The sequence below is a fragment of the Synechococcus sp. R3-13 genome (genome assembly GCF_047462195.1).
GTDB lineage: Bacteria > Cyanobacteriota > Cyanobacteriia > Thermostichales > Thermostichaceae > Thermostichus.
This window is the reverse complement of sequence record NZ_JANSIO010000453.1, coordinates 1-1,177: the sequence shown is the minus strand read 5'-3', so window position 1 is coordinate 1,177 and position 1,177 is coordinate 1. Positions and strand designations below refer to the sequence as shown.

1 protein-coding gene and 1 pseudogene are annotated in these 1,177 nt (G+C 53.3%); both read right to left on the bottom strand.

The window, feature by feature from the left end; genetic code table 11:
- Positions 1–340, bottom strand: a pseudogene (locus NW856_RS12865) (1-acyl-sn-glycerol-3-phosphate acyltransferase); the annotation flags it as partial.
- Between the two features lie 134 nt (positions 341–474).
- The gene (locus NW856_RS12860; protein WP_011432404.1) at positions 475–927 is read right to left on the bottom strand and encodes an AbrB family transcriptional regulator; all 453 of its coding nucleotides are present in this window, start codon (positions 925–927) and stop codon (positions 475–477) included.
- Between the last annotated feature and the right edge of the window lie 250 nt (positions 928–1,177).

The following is a 1,177-nucleotide window of genomic DNA, read 5'->3' as shown; positions in this document are numbered from 1 at the left end:
ACAGAGGTAGGCCGCGGTCATAAACAAACAAAACGTGGGGTCGGCCCCGAAAGCGGATCCCCTGGCGTTGGGCCACCTGCGGCAGAAGATGGGCAAACAAGTACATCAAGCAGGGGGGATCATCCAGGGTCGGGTGTCGAAACGCCACCAGCAGGCGAATCTTGCCCGCCTCAAACTGCTGATAAAGCTGAGCCAAACGCTCTCCCCCCTCCACTTCAACGCGAGGGATCCCTTTGGTCCATCGCAACCAAAGGGGCAAGCCTGCTTGAGCGAAATGAACGACCCAAGGCGTCAATCGCGGCGGCAAAAACTTGAGGGGTGGCTGAACCTTCTGTTGCATAGGGATCCTTATCTAGGGTCAGAAAGAGGGTGAACCTAGGCTTTGGATCCCATCTTAAAGAGGGCAAGGCAAGAAGAAAGCCACACAGTGACAGTTCGTCAACTGGATCCCTTCTCCTCAACCCCAGGAGAGGTTCAAGCCCCAGCAGTTTTTTTCCGGCGACCGCGAGTCGCTTTGGGGGAAGCTTCTTTACTTGGGGTTGACTCCTCCACCACCTGGCCGTTTAGCACTTGCTTGAGGTGAATGTGCTTGTAACCCAGCTGAATCTCAAACTCATCCCCAGGCTTGAGATTCATTTTTTCGGTGTAGGCCGACCCAATGATCAACTGCCCATTTTTGTGAACGCTGACCCGAAAGGTTGGCTCACGACCGCGCTTGTCCCGGCTGGAACTTGGGCTGAGGCTCAGACCTTTTGCTGCCAGCACCGCGTCATAGAACTCATTCAAGTTGACGCGAGGCTTGTTGGTCTTGGTCATGGTTACATAGCCACATCGCTTTGCCGTTTCTCGGCGCGGAAGATGCCCCAAAGCTTCGACCTTCTGCAGCAGAGCCTTCCCGGTTAAAGGTTGTGGTGGTATATCTGACATTTTTTAATGTCCTACATCCTTCTCTTAAGATCATACCCTTGTGATGTACTCCTGCAACCGAAAGTCTGAGACTTTTTTGAAGACAGGTTTTTCTCCTGTTCCTTGAGCCAGCAGCTCCGAAGGAAAAAACTCGTCTCCCTCAAGAGGTGTTCCTGCCCTTGCCAAAAGGTGATGGGGGCAAAAAGAACTCAAGCCCTGAAGAGTGCTGGGGCTTTTGTGGATGGAGCTGACAAAAGATCGCCTTGGGGGT